20 protein-coding genes are annotated in these 19,199 nt (G+C 63.9%); 13 read left to right on the top strand and 7 right to left on the bottom strand.

Going from position 1 to position 19,199, the window contains the following annotated elements; all coding sequences use genetic code 11:
- The first annotated feature begins 68 nt into the window (after positions 1-68).
- A complete protein-coding gene (locus tag OIU93_RS02320) occupies positions 69-917 on the top strand; it encodes a siderophore-interacting protein (protein ID WP_264268435.1) in 849 nt (282 codons plus the stop codon).
- Here OIU93_RS02320 and OIU93_RS02315 read toward each other — a convergent pair.
- Positions 914-1,834, bottom strand: a complete 921-nt coding sequence (locus OIU93_RS02315; RefSeq protein WP_264268434.1) for a DNA-3-methyladenine glycosylase — start codon at positions 1,832-1,834, stop codon at positions 914-916. The two genes, OIU93_RS02320 and OIU93_RS02315, sit on opposite strands and share 4 nt — an antisense overlap.
- Positions 1,831-2,427 carry a DNA-3-methyladenine glycosylase I gene (locus OIU93_RS02310; protein ID WP_264268433.1) on the bottom strand — a complete coding sequence of 199 codons (597 nt, stop codon included), beginning with the start codon at positions 2,425-2,427 and terminating at the stop codon, positions 1,831-1,833. The genes OIU93_RS02315 and OIU93_RS02310 overlap by 4 nt, the downstream gene beginning before the upstream one ends.
- Positions 2,428-2,490: 63 nt before the next feature.
- Here OIU93_RS02310 and OIU93_RS02305 point away from each other — a divergent pair, with 63 nt between their 5' ends.
- The 10 genes from OIU93_RS02305 (at position 2,491) to OIU93_RS02260 (ending at position 12,316) form a co-directional block, all read left to right on the top strand.
- Positions 2,491-2,889, top strand: coding sequence for a metalloregulator ArsR/SmtB family transcription factor (locus tag OIU93_RS02305; protein ID WP_264268432.1), 399 nt, complete (start codon positions 2,491-2,493; stop codon positions 2,887-2,889).
- The gene (locus OIU93_RS02300) at positions 2,886-3,800 is read left to right on the top strand and encodes a cation diffusion facilitator family transporter (RefSeq protein ID WP_264268431.1); all 915 of its coding nucleotides are present in this window, start codon (positions 2,886-2,888) and stop codon (positions 3,798-3,800) included. Before OIU93_RS02305 ends, OIU93_RS02300 begins: the two co-directional genes overlap by 4 nt.
- Before the next feature lie 476 nt (positions 3,801-4,276).
- Entirely contained in the window at positions 4,277-5,794 is a 1,518-nt protein-coding gene (locus OIU93_RS02295) for an APC family permease (RefSeq protein WP_264268430.1), read from the top strand.
- A gap of 71 nt (positions 5,795-5,865) precedes the next feature.
- Entirely contained in the window at positions 5,866-7,077 is a 1,212-nt protein-coding gene (locus tag OIU93_RS02290) for a cytochrome P450 (protein WP_264268429.1), read from the top strand.
- Positions 7,078-7,129: 52 nt separating this feature from the next.
- Positions 7,130-7,321: a ferredoxin gene (locus OIU93_RS02285; protein ID WP_264268428.1), complete on the top strand. Its 192-nt coding sequence runs from the start codon at positions 7,130-7,132 to the stop codon at positions 7,319-7,321.
- A gap of 2 nt (positions 7,322-7,323) precedes the next feature.
- Positions 7,324-8,553: an NAD(P)/FAD-dependent oxidoreductase gene (locus tag OIU93_RS02280; RefSeq protein WP_264268427.1), complete on the top strand. Its 1,230-nt coding sequence runs from the start codon at positions 7,324-7,326 to the stop codon at positions 8,551-8,553.
- 28 nt (positions 8,554-8,581) lie between these two features.
- Entirely contained in the window at positions 8,582-9,997 is a 1,416-nt protein-coding gene (locus OIU93_RS02275) for a glutamine synthetase family protein (RefSeq protein ID WP_264268426.1), read from the top strand.
- A complete protein-coding gene (locus OIU93_RS02270) occupies positions 9,997-10,719 on the top strand; it encodes an ABC transporter substrate-binding protein (protein ID WP_264268425.1) in 723 nt (240 codons plus the stop codon). Before OIU93_RS02275 ends, OIU93_RS02270 begins: the two co-directional genes overlap by 1 nt.
- Positions 10,716-11,486 (top strand): gamma-glutamyl-gamma-aminobutyrate hydrolase family protein, encoded by a 771-nt coding sequence (locus OIU93_RS02265; protein WP_264268424.1) that lies wholly within the window; start codon positions 10,716-10,718, stop codon positions 11,484-11,486. Before OIU93_RS02270 ends, OIU93_RS02265 begins: the two co-directional genes overlap by 4 nt.
- Positions 11,483-12,316: a gamma-glutamyl-gamma-aminobutyrate hydrolase family protein gene (locus OIU93_RS02260; RefSeq protein ID WP_264268423.1), complete on the top strand. Its 834-nt coding sequence runs from the start codon at positions 11,483-11,485 to the stop codon at positions 12,314-12,316. Before OIU93_RS02265 ends, OIU93_RS02260 begins: the two co-directional genes overlap by 4 nt.
- A gap of 40 nt (positions 12,317-12,356) precedes the next feature.
- Here OIU93_RS02260 and OIU93_RS02255 read toward each other — a convergent pair whose 3' ends face one another.
- The 3 genes from OIU93_RS02255 to OIU93_RS02245 form a co-directional block, all read right to left on the bottom strand.
- Entirely contained in the window at positions 12,357-13,061 is a 705-nt protein-coding gene (locus tag OIU93_RS02255; protein WP_264268422.1) for a cache domain-containing protein, read from the bottom strand.
- Positions 13,058-13,870: a FadR/GntR family transcriptional regulator gene (locus tag OIU93_RS02250; RefSeq protein WP_264268421.1), complete on the bottom strand. Its 813-nt coding sequence runs from the start codon at positions 13,868-13,870 to the stop codon at positions 13,058-13,060. Before OIU93_RS02250 ends, OIU93_RS02255 begins: the two co-directional genes overlap by 4 nt.
- 251 nt (positions 13,871-14,121) lie before the next feature.
- A complete protein-coding gene (locus OIU93_RS02245) occupies positions 14,122-14,685 on the bottom strand; it encodes a VanZ family protein (protein ID WP_264268420.1) in 564 nt (187 codons plus the stop codon).
- A 120-nt stretch (positions 14,686-14,805) separates the two neighbouring features.
- Between OIU93_RS02245 and OIU93_RS02240 the strand changes: the two genes are divergently transcribed.
- Both OIU93_RS02240 and OIU93_RS02235 read left to right on the top strand, forming a co-directional pair.
- A complete protein-coding gene (locus tag OIU93_RS02240; protein WP_264268419.1) occupies positions 14,806-15,558 on the top strand; it encodes an ABC transporter ATP-binding protein in 753 nt (250 codons plus the stop codon).
- A 4-nt stretch (positions 15,559-15,562) separates the two neighbouring features.
- Positions 15,563-18,097 (top strand): ABC transporter permease, encoded by a 2,535-nt coding sequence (locus tag OIU93_RS02235; protein ID WP_264268418.1) that lies wholly within the window; start codon positions 15,563-15,565, stop codon positions 18,095-18,097.
- A gap of 13 nt (positions 18,098-18,110) precedes the next feature.
- Here OIU93_RS02235 and OIU93_RS02230 read toward each other — a convergent pair whose 3' ends face one another.
- Together OIU93_RS02230 and OIU93_RS02225 are read right to left on the bottom strand one after the other, a co-directional pair.
- A complete protein-coding gene (locus OIU93_RS02230) occupies positions 18,111-18,692 on the bottom strand; it encodes a methylated-DNA--[protein]-cysteine S-methyltransferase (protein WP_264268417.1) in 582 nt (193 codons plus the stop codon).
- Positions 18,689-19,174, bottom strand: a complete 486-nt coding sequence (locus tag OIU93_RS02225) for an RNA polymerase sigma factor (protein WP_372342851.1) — start codon at positions 19,172-19,174, stop codon at positions 18,689-18,691. Before OIU93_RS02225 ends, OIU93_RS02230 begins: the two co-directional genes overlap by 4 nt.
- Between the last annotated feature and the right edge of the window lie 25 nt (positions 19,175-19,199).

The raw sequence follows: 19,199 nt of genomic DNA, 5'->3' as shown, positions 1-19,199 counted from the left end.
ATTGGCTTGGTCGATGCCCCATCGAATAGGATAGGTTTACCTTCCCTAATCCAAGAAAGTGGTAATTAGTGAGTACGCAGCGTTCAGCACGTCCGGTTCGGCCCCAGGTAGTCCTCGAGGTTTTGGCGAGCGAGCGACTGAGTCCCCACATGATGCGACTGACCTTCGGCGGGCCGGGGTTCGTGAACTTCCAGGACAAGGCCGTCTCCGACCGCTACGTCAAGATCCTCTTTGCCAAGCCCGAACTCGGGCTGGTTCCGCCGTATGACCTCGATGCCCTGCGCGAGCAGCAGGCTCCGGAAGACTTCCCGGTTCGACGCACTTACACCCTGCGCCATGTGGATCTCGAGGCCCAGACCGTGCAGATCGACTTCGTCATCCACGGCGACCAAGGCCTGGCCGGGCCCTGGGCGCAAAACGCCAAGATCGGTGATCAGATCTGCTTCGCCAGCCCGGGCGGGCTCTACACTCCCGACCCGGCATTCGACCGCCACCTGCTGATCGGCGACGAGACAGCGCTTCCGGCGATTTCCGCAGCCGTCGAGGATATGACGCCGGACATGGTGGGCGACATCTACCTTGAGGTGTCCGGTCCCGAGGACGAGGTTCAGCTGGATGTGCCCGCCGGGGTCAACCTCCACTGGTTGCACCGCGGCGGCTACTTCACCCCGGAGAACACCAAGCTCGAGGAAACCGTGCGCAACTCCGACTGGCACGAGGGGACCGTGCAGGTCTTCGCCCACGGCGAGCGTGAGACCATGAAGTCGCTGCGTGCCTACCTCAACGGGGAGCGAGGGGTGGACCGCAAGGCCATGTCGCTCTCCGCCTACTGGGCCTACGGGCGTGCTGAGGACGAATTCCAGGCCGAAAAGAAGACGCCCATCGGGCAGATCTACCCCGAGGCGATGAACGCCTAGCCAGGTTGCAGGCCGGGGCGACCCCTGTTGTCCGAGGCTCCGGGCTTGGGTGAATCGGTCGACACCGGTGCCAATGGGTCCGAGGCCCACAGGTGGACCATGGCGTAGGACCGGTATGGCGCCCAGGATTCCGCCAACCTGGATGCCTCGCGTTCAGTGATCCTGTTGAGGGCTCGCCTCGCAACCAGGTCGCCGGGCACGAATGCATCCGGATCGCTGCGGCCGCGCATCTGCAGGTAGTCGGCCGTCCAGGGGCCGACGCCGCGCAGTGCCAGAAGTTCGGCGCGTTCCAACGGGATCCCCGCGGTACCGGAAAAATTCTTGGCGTCGAAGCTTTCCGCCATGGCGAACAAGGTGGCCGCGCGGGACTTGGTGAGGCCGATGGTTTCACGCAGCATGTCAACACCGTGCTCGACCACCGCAGCCGGGGTGGGGAAGAGGCGAAGGCCGTCTGGCCCGTCGCTGCCGTAGGCGCCGACGAACCGTCCGCCAAAGGTCCGGCCCGCCGCCAGGGACACCTGCTGGCCAAGAATGGTGGTGGCTGCGGCCTCGAAGCCGTTGAGGTATCCAATCAGGCGCAGCCATGGCCGGGACCGGACCAGGGGGCCGAGCAACGGGTCGCGGGCGAAATGCCCTTGCATGGGCGCGAGGTCCGAATCCAGGTCAAGCCACGCTCGAACCACGACCTCCAGCTCGTCAAGGCCCCGGGCGTCGGCCTCGGCGCAGGAAAGTCCGACCCCGTCCTCGGCAAACTCCAGCCGGACAGACTTCGGCCCCGAAGCCGTCGAAACCGCCCGGGTGTGCCGCAAGGCGTCGGGTTCGTGGATGTCGAGGGTGGGAATCGAATGGATGCCGAGAGTGCGCATCATGTGCCCGGGGTCGAGCAAGCCGTTGGATTTCAGGAGGCGCGAGCTCATGCCGTCCAGATGCCCGAGGTGCCGCGGCGATGGGATCCCAACAAATGGGTGTCCACGATGCCCAATGCCTCCATGAGCGCAAACATGGTCGTGGGTCCCACGAAGGCGAAGCCGCGCTTCTTCAGCGCCTTTGACATCGCCACGGATTCGGGGCTGGTGGTGGGGATGTCCTCGAGCGCGTTCGGTGCCGGGGTGGAATCGGGCTGGAACGACCAGATGAAGTCGGCCAGGCCGCCGTCCTCGCGCAGTGCGATGGTGGCCTTCGCGTTTTTGATGGTCGCCAGGATCTTGGCGCGGTTGCGGATGATCCCGGCGTTGCCCAGGAGCTCTTCGACCTTCGCATCGCCGAAGCCCTCGATGACCTCGGGGTCGAACCCGGCGAAGGCCTCGCGGAAATTCTCGCGCTTGCGCAGGATGGTGGCCCAGGACAGCCCGGCTTGGAACGCCTCGAGGCTCAGCCGCTCAAAGACGCCGTGCTCATCACGCACCGGCATTCCCCACTCGGTGTCGTAATAGGTGCGCATCATCGGGTCAGTCGCCGCCCAGGACGGTCGGGCGAGGCTGTCTTCGCCAATGATTATTCCGGTGCTCATGTTCCAATCCTGCCACGGCTCTTCCTCGTTGGCTTTATCGCCACAAATCGCTATCATCGTAATATGACGATGCTAGATCGAGCGGACCACGAACGCCAGGACGCCCTTGAAAGCCATGCAGCAGCAGCGGCCCTTTTCCATGGACTGGCCGACCCCACTCGGCTGATGATCCTGGCGCACCTGCGCACCGGGGAGCACAAGGTTAAGGAACTCACCGAGCACCTGGGCCTGGCCCAAAGCACCGTGAGCGCCCACCTTTCCTGCCTCCGCGACTGCGGCCTGGTGACCTCGCGGGCACAGGGTCGGGCCAGCATGTTCTCGCTGGCAAACCCGCAGCTGTTGCTGGAGTTGCTTGGCGATGCGAACCATTACATCGGCATCAGCGAAGACCACGAACTGGACACGCACGACTTCACCGCGGTTCATGATCCTTCCCGGGCGCAGGAAGGCGTCCGCCAATGAGCCACGACCACGACCACGGTTCGGCCACCACCAACCGCAAGAAGCTGGCCTGGGCCTTTGGCATCACCGCGACGATCCTCATCGCCGAGGTGATCGGAGCATTTCTCACCAACTCGTTGGCGCTACTCGTTGATGCCGCACACATGCTCACCGATTCCACCGGTCTGCTGCTGGCACTGACCGCGGCCACGCTGGTCATGCGAAAGCCCACCGCCAAGCGCACCTGGGGATTCCGCCGGGCGGAAGTGCTCTCCGCGACCCTCCAGTCGGCCTTGCTGCTCGGTGTGGGTGTCTATGCGCTGATCGACGGCGTTCGTCGCCTTTTTGAGCCGACGGAAATCTCCGGCGGCGGTCTGCTGGTTTTTGGCATCATCGGCCTGCTTGGCAATGTCGCCTCGATGCTGATCCTGGCTTCCGGCAAGGACGACAACCTGAACATGAGGGCCGCCTTCCTGGAAGTCGTCAACGACGCCCTGGGATCCGTTGCCGTGATCATCTCCGCGATCGTCATCTCCATGACTGGTTGGATGCAGGCGGACTCGATCGCCGCCATGTTGATAGCAGCGCTGATCATCCCGCGTGCGTTGAAGCTGCTGGGGGAGACCACGCACATCCTGCTGGAATCCACCCCCAAGGGCCTTGACCTCGAAGACGTCCGCGCCCATCTGGTCGCACACCCGTTGGTGTTGGCGGTCCACGACCTGCACGCCAGCCAGATTGCCACGAACCTACCGATTCTTTCCGCCCACGTCGTGGTGGAGGACGAGGCATTCCACACCGGCGCCGCGGCAACCCTGCTGGGTGAATTGCAGTCGTGCGTCGCCGAGCACTTCGAGGTGAGCATCGAGCATTCGACCTTCCAGATCGAGTCACACAGCCACCAGGCCCCGGAGCACGAGCGGCACGACTAGGTGATACGCACCTGACGCATGTGGGGATTTTCGGTATTGCGTGAAGCGCCCGTGGTCTAGTTTTTGAAACTGGACCACGGGCGCTTTGTTTTGCCGGCACGTTGCTCGACGGCCCACGGACGAGATTCCTCGGATCGGTTTGCCTCATGACGGTGGGGTGTTGCGCTCTCGTTGAACTTTACCTTCGGAAATAAAGCTTAAAAGGCCATTCGCATCGCGGGGAAGGCTGGTGCGATCGTCTTATTTTCTGCATGAAGTTAGGCTTTTCGCCCCGAGGCTGGTGATGTTTGGGGCGAATTGGCCATATTTGGCCATCGATGTCGGCTTGGCCCGCTGTGGAAATGTTTTCGGAGGCCTTGCGCACTAAATCATTCACAGATACAGTTTTTATTTATCAGAGGCCGCGTGATGTGAATCACAAGGGTGCGTGGCTCTGTTCACTCGACCCAACCACCGAAATCCAACAAGGAGACGTCGTGTCCATAGAGTCACGTAAAGTACCTGAGGCCTCATCGCATGTGCATGACGAGGACGCCGCTCACCTGGCATCTCTCGGCTACGAGTATGAAGCCCAGTTCAAGCGAGAAATGACGTTCTGGGGGAACGTCTCGCTGGGGTTCACTTACTTATCGCCCGTGGTGGGAATTTATTCTCTCTTTGCGATCGCATTGGGCACCGCGGGGCCCCCGATGTTTTGGTCATTGCTCATAGTTGGAGCCGGGCAGATGTTCGTCGCCATGGTCTTTGGTGAAATCGTGTCGAACTACCCGGTGGCCGGCGGAGTCTACCCGTGGTCGCGACGCCTGTGGGGCCGCAAGTGGGGTTGGATGAATGGCTGGGTTTACCTTGTCGCGCTTCTGACGACGATCGCCTCCGTGGCTTACGGTGCGGGCCCGTATCTTGCGGCCTTCCTCGGAATGGAAAGCAGTGTCGACGCGACCATCGTGGCGGCCTTGGTCATTATCGCGCTGGCAACCTGCCTCAACCTGCTCGGCACCGGCGTATTGAACAAGGTTGCCATGCTCGGCTTGATCGCAGAACTCGGCGGTGCCGTCGTCGTGGGCCTCTGGTTGATTATCGGACACCGCAACCATGACCTAGGCGTACTCTTTGAAACCTTCGGCGCCGGTGAGGGGTCCGACTACTTCGTGGCCTTCGCGGCAGCAGGATTGATAGGCATCTTCCAGTACTACGGCTTTGAGGCCTGCGGCGACGTTGCGGAAGAAGTCCCGAACCCAGGTCGCACCATCCCCAAGGCCATGCGCATGACAATTTACATTGGGGGAGCGGCAGCGATGTTTGTCTGTCTCTCGCTCATCCTCGCCGTCCCCGACTTCGGTGCAGTGATTTCAGGTGCCGACTCCGACCCGCTCGTGGGCGTTCTGATGGCGGCATTTGGCCCTGTTGGATACAAGGTCGTGCTCGGGGTGGTGTTGGTTTCCTTCGTCTCATGCGTCTTGAGCCTCCAGGCTGCTGCGAGCCGTCTGACCTACTCCATGGCCCGGGACGGAATCCTGCCATGCAGTTCCCTGCTGAGCCGATTCAGCGATCGCCGCCACGTACCTCCGTATGCGCTGCTGATCGCCGGTGTGTTTCCCGCGCTGGTCGTGATCGGTTCCAAGATTTCCGAAGATGCGCTGGTCGCCATCATCTCCTTCGCGGCCATGGGAATGTACCTGGGATTCCAAATGGTCGTGCTTGCCTCACTGCGGGCCAGGCTCAAGGGCTGGAAGCCTGCAGGCAAGTACCAGCTAGGTCGCTGGGGCGTTCCGGTCAATGTGATGGCCCTACTGTGGGGCGTACTGGGCATGATCAACATGGCCTGGCCGCGGACACCGGAAGCCGGATGGTTCGCCAACTACATCGTCTTGATTTCCTCGATCTTCGTCCTTGGAATCGGGGGGCTGTATCTGGCGCTTCGCAAGCCCCACCTCAAGGGAGACGCCCCCGCCGCGGATGCCTGCAGCGCTCCCGCAACAGTCGGCGGAAGCTAAAAGCGCGAAGCCACGATCAACCGTTGGGCGACCGCCCAAGAAGTCCAGTACCACCACGAAAGGATCGCACCATGAGTGTCGAAACCGCCCCGAACCAACTCAACGTCCCCTATCTCGACATCTCGGATCCGAGCTTCGCCATGCAGTCCGAAGAGCTCCGCAATGCCCGCGAGGCCAGCTGGTATGCAAAGACCAACTACGGCATCGCCGTGTTGCGCTACGACGAAGTCAGCAAGCTGCTCAAGAGCCCCAAGCTCATCCAGGGCAGTGCCAAGTGGCCCGCCCACAACGGAGTGCATGGCGGACTGTTCTTTGACTGGTGGACCAAGAATCTGCTCGTGTCGGAGGGCGAGGACCACCACCGGATCCGGCGTTTGCTCAACCCGGCCTTTTCCCCGCGGCTGATCAAGGACCTGGTTCCACGCTTTCAGGCGCTGGCTAACGAACTCATTGACGAATTCATTGACAGCGGCTCCTGCGAGTTCATCGGAGATTTCGCCGAACCGTATGCCACCCGCGTGCTGACCATCTTGTTGGGCATTCCGGAAAGCGAATGGCCGACCATTGCCCGGCTTGCCTCCACCATAGGTCTGGCACTTGGCGTCACCTTCAAACAGGACCTGGACAAGGTCGACGCGGCGGTGGCCGAGTTGTACGCCTACGCCGAAGACCTCATCAAGGACCGCCAAGCAAACCCGGGCGAGGATTTTGTCTCCCGGCTGGTCCTGGCCAGCCGGGACGGCGACAAGCTTAACGACGAGGAACTGCGCAACGCACTGGTGCTGCTGATTTTCGGGGGCATGGACACCACCCGCAACCAGCTAGGGCTGGCCATGCAATCCTTCATGCGCAACCCGGAGCAGTGGGAATTGTTGTCGGCGCGGCCGGAGCTCGGCGCCAAGGCCGTCGAAGAGGTCATGCGCATCAACCCAACCGTCACCTGGGTAACCCGCGAGGCAGTCGAGGACTTCACCTATCAGGGACTTGAAATCGCCGCCGGCACCACCGTGCACCTATTCACCCAGGCTTCCGGCACCGATCCGCTCGCGTTCCCCAACCCCGAACTGGACCTGCTTGGTGAGCACCCCGCCCACTACGGGTTCGGCGGCGGAGTACACCACTGCCTCGGTCACTTCGTGGCCCGTGCCGACATGAGCGAGGCACTTCCGTTGTTGGCCAGCCGCCTCGGCAACCCGCACCTGACTGGCGGGGACGAGTGGCTGCCCGACTCGGGCAACACCGGTCCGATTCGGCTACCCATCGGTTTCACCAAGCGCAACTAGGCTCCACGCGCCTCCCCACCTCACCACCAGCAGCAAGGAAACGAGCTCCACCATGGCACAAATCACCGTTGACCGTAAACTATGCGACAACCATGGCCAGTGCGCCATCGCAGCCCCGAAAGTCTTCACGATGAACGACGAAGGCATCCTCGAATTCGAGGAGTCCTTCGATGACGCATTGCTGGACGAGGTCGAGGAAGCCATCGATGTGTGTCCCGTCCAAGCCATCTTCGTGCAGGACTAACGATGGGTCAGCGGATCATTGTCGCCGGCGCTTCGCTCGGGGGACTGCGCGCCGCAGAACAGCTGCGCGCCGCCGGGTGGGAAGGAGAAATCCTGGTCGTCGGGGAGGAAGAGCATCCTCCCTATAACCGTCCTCCGCTCTCCAAGGACGTCCTGGCGGCACCGGGAACACCCGAGGAGGCCCTTGCCAAGCTGGCCTTCCGGCCACGGCGCAGTGCCACCGGAATCCAGTGGCGCTTGGGGACCCGCATTGCTGCTTCCAATCTAGCCGACCGCACCATCACCCTCAACGACGGGGAAGAACTTGGTTTCGACGGCTTGGTGATTGCCACGGGGCTGCGTCCGGCCCGCGTTGAGGCCCCCGGACCCTTGAGCGGTCGACACGTCTTGCGCAGCATCGATGACGCGCTGGCCCTGCATGCGGTGCTCCTGCCGGGAACCCGGGTAGCGGTGATCGGCTCGGGGTTCATCGGATGCGAAAGCGCGGCTACCGCGGCCTCACTGGGCTGCGAGGTGACGCTTGTGGAGGGACGCACCGGGCCGATGGAACGGGCCCTGGGACCAGAACTTTCCGCCGGGGTGAGGGAGATGCTCTCCCGCCGCGGCGTGGACTGCCGGGGGGCTGTCTCCGTGGTCGCCTACCGGGGAAATGGATCCTGCACCGGCATCGAGCTTTCCGACGGCAGCACGGTGTCCGCAGAGGTGATCATCGAGGCCGTGGGATCCCATGCCAATGTCGAATGGTTGCAGGGAAACGGACTGGACCTCGGCGACGGCGTGGAATGCGACAGGTACCTGCGCGTCCTGGCCGTCGACGGGCAACCGGTGCCCGGCGTTGTGGCCGTCGGAGACATTGCGCGGTACCCCGATGTCCGCAACGGGCTGCCCGCCCGGCGCGTGGAGCACTGGGCGACACCCACCGACACTGCCAAGATCGCCGCCCCCGCGCTAATCGCCGGGATCGTCGGCCGGACGCCGGCAGAGGCCCCCGCCCCGCTTCCATCTTTCTGGACCGACATCTTCGGCACCCGGATCAACGGCATCGGTTCCCCGGCAGACGCGGAGGAAACCCGAATCCTCGAGGGCGATCCCGGCCGGCCGCAGGAGGGAACCGCGGTGGGCTACTACCGCGGGAACGCGCTCATAGGCGTCGTCAACGCCGGCCTGCCGGCCTCGCGGCACTTGCATTACCGCCAGCTCGTGCTCGACGCCGGCGTACTTGTCACCAACTAAGACTTCCAGAAGAAACGAGTTGAGTCCCATGACCTTGCAAGCACTGAGAACCGAATCCGACGCCATGCTGGACCGTGAATCCTTTTCCCGGCACCAGGCACGCAACCTCGAACCCCAGATCGTCAAGGATCTCGCGGCGAAAATCGAGGCCGCCGGGGTCGAGTACATCTACTACGCGCTGCCCACCATTGGCTCGCGCGTGGTCGCCAAGATGGTCCCGGCCAACCACTTCCGCCGCAACCTGGAAAAGGGAATCTGCTTCCACCGCACGGCGCTATCCGACCTCCAAAACGACCGCCATGGAAACCTGATCGGCGGCGGCATCGAGGCCCGCGAGTTCTGGGCCCTGCCGGAGCCCGAATCCTTCGTGGTGCTGCCCTGGGACACCTCGGTCGCCCGAATCTTCTGCACCGCCTACGAGCCCCCGCACCTGCCGGAGGTCGGCGGTCGACCGCTTGCCATCGACACGCGTTCCCTCCTGGCACGCACCCACGCGGCGTTCACCGAGCGCACCGGTTTCGAAGTGCGCTCCGGCACCGAGCCCGAAATGACCTGGGAAGGCCCCGGACTCGAGGTCGTCAAGCGGCCCGGTTCCAGCCCCGCCTACCAGGTGGAAAACCTCGAGCGCATGCGCCCGATCTACAAGAAGCTCGTCACTTACTCCAAGGCCATGGGCCTGGACATGATCGAGGGCGACTACGAGGACGACGGACAGCTCGAACTGAACTGGATGTACGACCGCGTGGAAAACACCGCCGACCGGCTGGTCACCTACCGGCAGATCTGCAAGCAGGTAGCCCGCGAGTTCGGGGTCACCGCTTCCTTCATGCCCAAGCCCTACAACGGCCAGATGGGCAATGGCTGCCACCACAACCTCAGCCTCTGGGACGGGGACACCAACGTCATCGAGGACGCCGGACGTTTGGAACTGCACGTCTCGGAAACCGCGCGGCACGCCATTGGCGGCATGCTGGCCCACGCCCAGGGATCCATGGCCGTGATGGCCTCCACCGTGAACTCCTACAAGCGGTTCTGGGACGCCGGGCAATTTGCTCCCTCCACCGCCAACTGGGGCCTTGACTCGCGCGGCTGCCTGATCCGGATCTCTGCCAACGGCCGGATGGAGTACCGAGTGCCGGACGCGGCGGTGAACCCCTACTTGTCCCACACTTTGCTGATCGCCTCGATGGAGGACGGGATCAACCGCAAGCTCGAACCGGGCGCTCCCGACGAGGCCTGCGACAACGCGCCGGCGCTCGGTGCCCAGTTGCCGCTGACCCTCGGCGACGCCATCGGCGCGTTCGTTTCGGACACCTACCTGACCTCGCAGCTGCCGGCGGACCTGGTGTCCATCTACACCAAGCTCAAGGAAGAGGAATGGGCCCGCTACTGCGGCTCGATCACGGAATGGGACCGCGAAATGTACTGGGAGACGATGCCGTAATGACAACGCTCAAACTGGCCTGCATCGACGCTGACGCGCCGCCGCTCTTTTCGCTCCTCGATTCCAACGGACAACGCACCGGATACGAACCGGACGCCGCGAAACTTGTGGCCTCGCGCATGGGCAGGACCATCGAATGGGTCGTTATGGGATGGGACGAGATGCTGCCCTCGGTACGCGACCACCAGGTGGATGCGGTGTGGTGCGGACAGGGCATCATTCCCGAACGCCAGGCTGTCGTAGATTTCACCCGCCCGTATGCTGTCTTCGATGAAACGGTGCTGGTGCGCAAGGGAGACCCTGCACGCACCCCGGCCGACATAGTCGGGTACCGGGTGGCCGCCATCGATGGCAGCGCCAATATGGCATTGGCTCGAACCTTCGAGGGGGCGATCATCGTTCCCTTCAGCGGGGACACCGTCTATGAAGACATGCTGGCGGCGGTCGCCGACTCCAGCGTCGATGCCATGGTCGACGATGACGTGGTGCTGGTGCCGCTGGGCGATGACCCGCGCTACGACGTGGCCTTTACCGTGGCAACCCGCAACGCGTGGGGGATCGGGGTCGCCAAGGACAACCTCTTCCTGCGCGAGGAACTCAACGTTGCACTGGCCGCCGTGATTGCCGACGGCAGCCTGCGCGAGGTGTGGGACACCTGGATGCCAACGCTCGGTTTTCCGTTGGGGCACAGCCTCGAGGCAATCGCGGGCAGCCGGGCATGACGGACGGTCCAAGCGCCGCCCGCCGCCCGCTGATAGGCGTCCCGGGCATGTGGTCGGCCAAGGTGCAGGGCATGCGCTTCGCTGGGGCTGCAGTGGCCGTCGGGGTGCTGGCCGGCATTGACAGGGCCGGAGGGGAACCTGTGGTCCTGTTTCCGGGCAGCAGCGAGTCGGCGGCCGACCAAGTGGCGCGATTGGACGGGGTGGTCATTCCGGGCGGCGCCGACATCGACCCGCGCCGCTACGGAAGCGAGCCGGACGAGCACTATTGGCCGGCCGACTACCCGGGACAGGACGACTACGAGGCCGGTCTACTACGGGCCTGCCTCGATTCAGGGATCCCGACCCTGGCCATCTGCCGGGGCATGCAATTGCTCAACGTCATCCACGGCGGAACGCTGGTGGGCCATTTGGCACCCGGCGAGATCCAGCACCGCGGTGCCGAGCACCCGGTGACCTGCGAGCCCGGCACTCTCCTTGCCGCGGTCCTGGGGCATGCCCCGGTGCGTACATCCTCGTACCACCACCAGGCGGTCGAGCGCATCGGCGCGGGGTTGCGGGTTGCCGCCACGGCGCCGGACGGAGTCGTTGAGGCGCTGGAGGTTCCTGGCGCATCGCTGCTGGCGGTCCAATGGCATCCCGAGGATCTGGCCGAGGCATCGGCCACCGATCATGCACTTTTCAGCTGGGTCGTCGAGGCAGCCCGGACTCGCCGGGCCACCGAGTCCCACCGCGAGCAGACGAAAACCTTGGAGGTTTTGAGTTTATGAGCACCGATCCACGAGAAGACCGGGTATTGACCCTGGACGAGGTCATCCCGGAAGGGTTTGACTTGCTTCCCCCGGATGCTCCGCTGGTGGCAGTGGTGGTATCACTGACTTTCCCCGGCATGGTTGGCGAAAGCCACAGGATCATGCGCGACTTCACTCGCAGTGCCTTCGACCAATTACTCGAAAGCGGTGCCCGCGCTGTGCTGATCGACAGCTCCGCGGCGGACCCACAGGCAGCGCTGGCCGCCGAGGAAGCCGACGGCGTTTTGTTTCTCGGCGGCGGCGACGTGGACGGGTCGCTGTACGAACTTCAAGGGCCGATCCCCAAGGCCTACGGGGTGGACCGCACCGCCGATGAATTCTGCATCGCCATGATCCATCGGACCCTGGAGAAGGACCAACCGCTGCTCGCCATCTGCCGGGGATCCCAGCTTTTGAACGTGGCACTCGGCGGGACATTGGTGCCGGACATCGTTCCCTCGACCCTGCACCAGGGGCAATCCGGCCAGCCGATGTTCCTCGACGAATGGGTGACTCTGGCCGAAGGTAGCAAGATCCACGGGATCCTTGGCCGTGAGCGAGTCACTGTGCGTTCCGGGCACCACCAGGCCGTGGACCGCGTGGCAACTGACTTGGTCGTCAGCGCCGTGGCCGACGACGGGATCGTGGAGGGCACCGAGCACCCCGGGAAAACCTGGGTCGTGGCCGTGCAATGGCATCCGGAGGACCGGGACGGATCCGCTGAAGACCGCCGCGCGATCATCGGAGCCTTGGTGGAACAGGCCGTTCTGCGGCGCCTGCAACTGGCTCGGCACGCGCAGACTGCCTGATGCGAGTGGCGGGCAGACGTGTATTGGACCCGCCACGCGGTTACGCAGGAACCAACATGGACAGGCCCAGGTGCGGGACCGCCAGGGGAACGATCCGGCTTTCGCTGGGCGCGGCCTTGATCCTTTCTCCCACGAGGTAAGCACCGGAGTTGCCGATGATGACCCGATCACTGGAGTTAAGTAAGGCCGCATGGCCGGGGATCGAGCGCAACGCGGGGAGGAAGATTTCTTCCAGTGCCCGAACTGTCACGTCATAGCCGGCAACCCCCGCAAACTCGCCATGGATCTTGAAAGGGGCGGTGTGCGTGAGAATGTATTCGTCGGATCCCAGGTAATCGACATACGGTCCCCAGATGGTTGCCTCGCCGGTCCTTTCAGCGGCGCTGAAGAAGGGAAGATGCTCGTAGTCGTAAAAGCGCTCGCCATCCGGGTCGAGGTCAAATACCAGTTTTTCGGCCCCACTCGGCCCTGGCGTCCACCACTCGAGGACCCCTTGTCCCTCGCTGATCCGAGCCGAGGAGAACGTTGCCCCGGACCCAACAGCGAATGAATGCCGCTGCAGGAAATCCGATGCCAGTGCCTTCAACCCGGTCAGATCGTGTTTCGTGACCAGTGCGCCCGGGGTGACATCTCGAGTGAGCAGGTCGGTGACCGCGGCGGCCATCGCATAGGTGTCGGCCGATGCGTCGTTGAACCACCCGGAGATGGACCCCAACGCTGCGACTGCCGGTTGGGAGAGACTCATTGGTTTTCCTTCAAATCGGTGGAGTAGCTCAGTGCCAGCTTCGTATCAATGAGGTGGTGCGTGCTGCGTCGGATATGGTCAATCACCAATTGCTGCCCTTGTTGGCTGCGGTTTTCGGACACGGCCCGCACCAGTGCCAGGTGTTCCGCGGTGGCCCGTTCCGCACCAAACTCATCGACCAACGGTGACCACAACACCTCCACCGTTTCGGCTTGCAACCGAATTTCGGCATTGGCCAGCCGGGTGGATTGGGCAGTCACCGCCAATTCGATGTGAAAGCGGCTATCGGCCCTTGCCTTGGCCTGGGCGCTGTCGGCCATGACCAACGAGCGGGCCATATCCTGCAGCCTCTCCAGTTCATGCGGCTCGGCCCGGTCGCATGCCAGGCGGACTGTGGCCGCGGCAATGGCTGACTGCTCGTCGCCCAAATCCCGGATCTCGGCAATCGATGTGGTCATGAGCCACTCTCGCATGGCCTCCAACTGGAATTGCGGTTGCTTCAGGATGAAGGTCCCGCCGCTACGTCCGCGCCTGGTCTCGACGATCCCCTGGTCGCGCAGGACGGCCAAGGCGTCGCGCAGGGTGGCTGCGGCAACGCCGAACATCTCTGACATCTCGATTTCGTTGGGTAGGCGTTCGCCGACGCGCAGCATGCCAAGAGTGATCGCCTTGGAGATGCGGTTGACGATGGCATCGGAACGTTCCAGATCGGGCAAGGATCGATAGATCTGCGACTGGAAAGACATATTTAAAGCCAAACCGGGTACTCCAAGCCAAACAATCGGAAAGTGTGCCCAGTCTATCGGCACGAACAGGCGAAACGTCGGAGCACGACGTGGTTTGGAACAGCGGCTCGGACATCTCTGTGTCCATGCGGGAACTGTCCCGGGGACAGGGAGCTGCAACGTTCCGCTTCCAGGGCACGTTGACTGGAATCAGATCCGTAGCATCTGCTCCGCGACATTGCTAAACACGACCCCATTGGCACGTGGAGCTGAAAGCCAGAGTGGAGAATTCAATCCTTTGATCCGATAATTATCGGGCCGTGGACTGCGCGGTGCTACCTCTCCAGCAGTGAATCCGGGACGGGGGTCTTGGCCGTGGCTTTCCTGTTTCCGATGAGCGAAACGAGCGCCCACCCGATCATTGCCGCAATGAATCCGCCGGCGGTGTTGGTGATGATGTCGGTGATGTCCGAGGCGCGGTTGTTGCGCAGCGCCAACTGGGTGGCCTCAACGCAGATTGAAATGCCCAGCACCAAGAGGGTGGTTTTCAGCACCGCGAACCGACGCCAACAAAAGCCCAACATCAATCCCAGCGGGGCAAAGAGCCCGAGGTTCGCCAGCATCTCCACGCCCAGGTCGCGTTCCCGGTGAGCCAGGAACGGAATCCAGTTGAAGGTACCAGCCGGGATTGAAGGGTCAGGCAAGGGAGCCGCGGGCAGCACGGCCACGGCCAGACCAATGGCCCATGCGGGAATGGCCACGAGCAGCACGCTGCGTTTCGCTCGGACATTGCCCCTGGAAGCGAACCACAGTAGCGCGGCCAGCAGGGCAATGCTGGCAGCAAGGCCCAGCGTTATGAGCAGGGCAACGGTGGGGACGGCGAAATAGAGCATAGGCATAACAGCGTATCGGTGGACCCTGTGAGGCTGCTGTCTCATACCCGGGTATGAGCCAAGCGGTGGATAAAAGGGTCCCTCAGGATGATCCAAAACCATACAGTGAACACATAACGTGGAACCATGACCATTACTGCACCTCATACCAGCACCGATTTCGCTGTCCACGCGACGGGCCTGACCAAGATCTACGGCGAAGGAACCACGCGCGTCGAGGCCCTGCGCGGCGTCGACGTCTCCTTCGCCCGCGGCAAGTTCACCGCCATCATGGGCCCCTCGGGTTCCGGCAAGTCCACACTCATGCATTGCCTGGCCGGCCTGGATGATGCCAGCGGCGGACAGATCTTCATTGGCGGGACAGACATCTCGAAGCTGAATGACGATGCGTTGACCAAGATGCGCCGTGAAAAAGTCGGCTTCGTCTTCCAGTCCTTCAATCTCGTCCCCACGCTCACCGCGGAAGCCAACATCCTGCTGCCGCTGGCCCTGGCCGGCAAGAAGCACGACAAGGAGTGGCTGCAGACAATCGTCACCACCCTGGGGTTGTCCGACCGCTTGAACCATAAGCCGCACGAACTCTCCGGAGGGCAGCAGCAACGCGTGGCCGTGGCCCGGGCCCTGCTCACCCGCCCCGAGGTCGTCTTCGGAGACGAGCCGACCGGCAACCTGGACTCGCGCACCGGCGCCGAGGTGCTATCGCTGCTGCGTTCCTCGACCCGCGAGATGGGCCAGACCATCATCATGGTCACCCACGACGCAGTCGCGGCCTCCTACGCGGACACCGTGCTCTTGATGAAGGACGGCGAATTGGTCGGCCAACTCGAGGATCCGACCGTCGACACGGTCACCCAGGCGCTTTCCGGGTTGGGTGCATGACCCCGTGCTGAAACTAGCCCTGGCAAACCTCAAGACGTATTCACGGCGCTTCATCGCCGTGACCCTGGCGGTCATGATCGGCACCGCCTTCCTGGCAGCGACGCTCATGGTCAACGCGTCCGCCACCGAATCCCTGAAAGCCAGCATCGGCTCCTCCTACGCCAATGCAGACCTCGTTGTCACCGGCGACTACATGGCCGACATGGACGCGGACGACAGCGAAAGGCCCGAAACCTACAGCCTCGACGCCAAGACGCTGAAGGCCATCGAAGACATTGACGGCGTGGCCGCCGTCCACGGCGTCACCAACTCCGGGGTGAGCGTCAACGCCGGGGGCAGGGACTACTACGCCTCGGCAAACACCGCCGCCACCAACACGAAGCTGAACACCACGACGCTCACGTCGGGGTCCCTGCCCACCGGCGGAGACCAAGTGACCGTCGATGCCACGTACGCCGGTGAATACAACATTTCCGTCGGAGATGTCCTGGAAGTCGGTTCGACCACCGCGGAGGGCAAGGAAGTCAGCCGCCAGGTCAAGGTCTCGGGCATCACCGCTGCCTCCAACGACCCGATCACCGGCGCGGCCATGAACCTGACAGTCGGCCAGTCCCTGCTTGAAGCCCTCTCGGGGCCCGGGGATGCCAGCTACGGCAGCATCACCCTCGCGGCCAAAGACGGAGTTGACCTGCAGGGGCTCAAGGCCCCGCTGGCCACCGCCCTGGAGGCAACCGGCCTGAAATACTTCCACATCAACACCCCGGATGAGCAAATTGTTGCGGACGTTGCCGCGTTCTCCGGCGGCAGCGACCAACTCACGATCGTGCTGCTGGTCTTCGCCCTGATCGCGCTGGTGGTCACCGGGCTGGTGGTCATGAACACCTTCGCCGTGCTCATCGCCCAGCGCACCCGCGAACTGGCCCTCATGCGCACCTTGGGTGCATTGCGCGCCCAGATCCGCTCCTCGGTCCTCATCGAGGCGCTGCTGATCGGGCTCTTGGCCTCGGCCGCCGGCGTGCTACTGGCCACCGGCATCATGGCGGGCCTGATCGCGATCCTGGGTGCCACCGTTCCCGAGATGTCCTTCGCCATCCTGGCGGTACCGGCACAGGCCATCATCGTGCCGATCCTGGCCGGAACGCTGATCACCCTGGTTGCCGCCTGGGTTCCGGCCGGCAAGGCCATGTCAGTCTCCCCGCTGGCTGCCCTGCGCCCGGCCGACGACGCGGCGGTGGGCAACAAGGCCGGCAAGGTGCGCATCGTCTTCGGGCTCCTGCTGCTCCTTGCCGGCGCCGCCGCCCTGGCCTTCGGCGCGATCCAAGGGAACATCCTCATCGCCTTTGGCGGCGGGATGCTCTCCTTCCCCGGCGTCCTGATGCTCGGCTCTCTCTTCCTGCCCAAGACCGTCTCGGCCATCGGCAAGCTGACCTCCGGGTCCAGCGTTCCGGGCAAGCTCGCCAGCCTCAACGCCGTCCGCAACCCCGGACGCACCACCGCCACCGCCACAGCGCTGCTGATCGGCGTCACCTTGGTCTCGATGATGATGGTCGGCGCGCAGACGGCCAAGACCTCCCTGGGCGATGCCTTGGGCAGTGAATACCTGGTGGACGTCGAGGTCAACGACTACTCCGGCACAACCTATCCCGCTGACTCCCTGTCCAAGGTCGGGGCCATGGACGGCGTCGAGGGCCTGGCCGAACTCACCTTCGTCGGCAACTCCAAGAGCGGCCAGGAAATCTTCGCCACCGATCCCGAAAACCTCAAGTCCGTGCTCAACAGCGGCAAGCAGGTCCCGGTTGCCGGCCAGGTCCTGGTCTCCTCCAACAACGAGGGCAAGACCATGGAGGCCACAGGTGCCGGTGGCAAGAGCGGCACGCTGGACATGCTGGTCACCGAAAGCAACGCGCTGCAGCCGGTCATCGGCTGGGACACCGCCACGTCAATGCTGGGCGTAACCAAGGAATCCGTGGCGAAGGACCAAAACGCCCGCACGGTGCTGTGGCTGAAGGTCGATGACCAGCTCGACGCAGCAGCGGTGCGGTCGCTGCAGACCGACATGGCCGATGAACTGAACGTCGATGAATTCGCCGTGGGCGGCGGGGTCATGGAGAAGCAGATGTTCAACACCGTCATCGACATGCTGCTGATGATCGTCTCGGGCCTGCTGGCCGTCGCGGTGCTGATCGCGCTGATCGGCGTCGCCAACACGTTGAGCCTCTCGGTGCTGGAACGGACCCGGGAGAACTCGCTGCTCCGTGCCCTAGGCCTGACCCGGGGACAGCTCAAGGCCATGCTGGCCACCGAGGCGGTGCTGATCGGCGGGGTCGCCGCCCTGCTGGGCGTGCTGCTCGGATCTGCCTACGGGCTGCTCGGCGCCCAGTCGGTCATGGGTGCCTTCGGCGCCATGAGCGTGTCGATCCCGTGGTTCCAGCTAGTCGCGGTCATCGCCGTGTCCGTCGTTGCCGCGCTGGCCGCCTCGATCGTCCCGGCCCGCCGGGCCGCGAAGCTGGCCCCGGTGCAGGGGCTCGCCAGCGAATAGCGCCCGGCCGAATCTAGCCCAGGGGGTCCTGCTCGAGATCGAGCAGGACCTTCTTGGCGTCCAGCCCGCCCAGGTATCCGCCCAGAGACCCGTCGCTGCGCAGCACGCGGTGGCAGGGGACCACGATCGGCAGCGGGTTGGTGGCGCACGCGGTTCCCACCGCACGCACCGCAGCCGGACGCCCTGTCAGCGCGGCCATTTCCTTGTAGCTCATGGTGTGGCCGTAAGCGATCGAGGGCAGCGCCAGCTGGACCTGAAGCCGGTAGCCGCTGGAAAGCCGGTGGTCCAGGGACAGCTCGAAGCCCGTCCGCGCATGTGCGAAGTACTCATCGAGCTGGGCCGCCGCAGCATCCAGCGGGGCGGCGCGGTGCAGCACGCGCACCCCGATCTTCTGCGCCAGGGTTCCGAGCACCGCATCGAAGTCCTGGGCGGCGAAGGCGACGCGCACGACCCCACGCTCCGTGGCGGCAAGCATCAGCTGCCCCACCGGGGAATCCACCAGCCGGTAGGATACGTCGATCAACCCCTCGGCCGCGGCCCGCTCGGCCAGTTGCTGCCGCAGGACATCCATCTCGTGCATGGCAAGTTCGCTCATGATTCTTCCTCCGCTTCGATAAGTTCCTTGCGCAGGGCCCTGATCCCGTCGGACGCGGCCCGGCGCAGGGAAGCTGCGCTGCCGCCCAGGTACGCCGGGATATCCGCGTAGGGGAACCCGAGCAGGTAGTGGTAGCCGATCACCTTGCGTTGCAGTTCGCTGAGCGAGCCCAGGGATTCGAGCAGCTCCAGCTGTCCCAGACCTTTGGGTAGCGCCGCGGTTTCCGGGAGCTGCCCGGTGGGCACGGGATGGTTGGCCCGCAGGATGTCGATGGCCTTGTGCCGGGCAATAGTGATGAGCCACGCCTCGAGGTTGGCGCCCTTGGCCAGGCCCGGATAGGCGCGCAAGGCCGCCAGGAACGTTTCGCTCCAGGCGTCCTGCGCGTCCGCTCCCGGGCCCAGCAATGCGGTGCACATGCGCAGTACAGTGGTACCGTGCCGGCGCACCACCAGCTCGAAGGCGGGGTTCGTTGTCAACTCCATACACTGTAAACGCGCCGGCGGACCA

Source organism: Paeniglutamicibacter sp. ZC-3 (assembly GCF_025847175.2).
Taxonomy (GTDB): Bacteria; Actinomycetota; Actinomycetes; order Actinomycetales; family Micrococcaceae; genus Paeniglutamicibacter; species Paeniglutamicibacter sulfureus.
This window is presented reverse-complemented; position numbering and strand designations above follow the sequence as displayed.

Bases quoted from the DNA above. Each gene is read 5' to 3' on its own strand.
- OIU93_RS02225 (WP_372342851.1), bottom strand. From the start codon at position 19,174: ATGGAGTTGACAACGAACCCCGCCTTCGAGCTGGTGGTGCGCCGGCAC.
- OIU93_RS02315 (WP_264268434.1), bottom strand. From the start codon at position 1,834: ATGAGCTCGCGCCTCCTGAAATCCAACGGCTTGCTCGACCCCGGGCAC.
- OIU93_RS02290 (WP_264268429.1), top strand. From the start codon at position 5,866: ATGAGTGTCGAAACCGCCCCGAACCAACTCAACGTCCCCTATCTCGAC.
- OIU93_RS02255 (WP_264268422.1), bottom strand. From the start codon at position 13,061: ATGAGTCTCTCCCAACCGGCAGTCGCAGCGTTGGGGTCCATCTCCGGG.
- OIU93_RS02305 (WP_264268432.1), top strand. From the start codon at position 2,491: ATGACGATGCTAGATCGAGCGGACCACGAACGCCAGGACGCCCTTGAA.
- OIU93_RS02300 (WP_264268431.1), top strand. From the start codon at position 2,886: ATGAGCCACGACCACGACCACGGTTCGGCCACCACCAACCGCAAGAAG.
- OIU93_RS02285 (WP_264268428.1), top strand. From the start codon at position 7,130: ATGGCACAAATCACCGTTGACCGTAAACTATGCGACAACCATGGCCAG.
- OIU93_RS02245 (WP_264268420.1), bottom strand. From the start codon at position 14,685: ATGCCTATGCTCTATTTCGCCGTCCCCACCGTTGCCCTGCTCATAACG.
- OIU93_RS02270 (WP_264268425.1), top strand. From the start codon at position 9,997: ATGACAACGCTCAAACTGGCCTGCATCGACGCTGACGCGCCGCCGCTC.
- OIU93_RS02260 (WP_264268423.1), top strand. From the start codon at position 11,483: ATGAGCACCGATCCACGAGAAGACCGGGTATTGACCCTGGACGAGGTC.
- OIU93_RS02280 (WP_264268427.1), top strand. From the start codon at position 7,324: ATGGGTCAGCGGATCATTGTCGCCGGCGCTTCGCTCGGGGGACTGCGC.
- OIU93_RS02230 (WP_264268417.1), bottom strand. From the start codon at position 18,692: ATGAGCGAACTTGCCATGCACGAGATGGATGTCCTGCGGCAGCAACTG.
- OIU93_RS02275 (WP_264268426.1), top strand. From the start codon at position 8,582: ATGACCTTGCAAGCACTGAGAACCGAATCCGACGCCATGCTGGACCGT.
- OIU93_RS02240 (WP_264268419.1), top strand. From the start codon at position 14,806: ATGACCATTACTGCACCTCATACCAGCACCGATTTCGCTGTCCACGCG.
- OIU93_RS02265 (WP_264268424.1), top strand. From the start codon at position 10,716: ATGACGGACGGTCCAAGCGCCGCCCGCCGCCCGCTGATAGGCGTCCCG.
- OIU93_RS02310 (WP_264268433.1), bottom strand. From the start codon at position 2,427: ATGAGCACCGGAATAATCATTGGCGAAGACAGCCTCGCCCGACCGTCC.